Source organism: Bacillus sp. LR--39 (assembly GCF_053613335.1).
Map to the genome: position 1 here is coordinate 1 of NZ_JBSIOT010001707.1, position 502 is coordinate 502.

The 502-nt window shown below is 45.2% G+C and carries 1 pseudogene; it reads left to right on the plus strand.

Annotated features, from left to right (window positions below):
* Positions 1–171 precede the first annotated feature (171 nt).
* A pseudogene (locus ACWHAR_RS32685) lies at positions 172–502 on the plus strand (levanase); the annotation flags it as partial.

A 502-nucleotide genomic window follows, 5' to 3' on the forward strand; every position in this document is an offset into this window, starting at 1 on the left:
GGATTCTTAGCATAAGGTGTGTGAAGGAAAGAGAGAGAAACTGCAGCAGTCTTTTCATATATAAATCATTCGGATAACAGTGAAACAGAGAAGAATTGCCAGAAACGGACCAGCTTGCGCAGCAGTCTCTCTTGAAAGTGTTCAAACATGAAGAGAGGAGCGAAGGAACAAATGAAAAAGAGACTTATTCAAGTCATGATCATGTTCACCCTGCTGTTGACTATGGCATTTCGGCAGATGCAGCCGATTCAAGCTACTATGATGAGGATTACCGTCCTCAATATCACTTCACACCGGAGGCAAACTGGATGAATGACCCAAACGGAATGGTATATTATGCCGGGGAATATCACTTGTTCTATCAATACCATCCATACGGGCTTCAGTGGGGGCCCATGCATTGGGGGCATGCCGTCAGCAAAGATTTGGTTACATGGGAACACCTTCCTGTTGCGCTGTATCCGGATGAAAAAGGCACGATCTTTTCTGGAAGCGCAGTTGT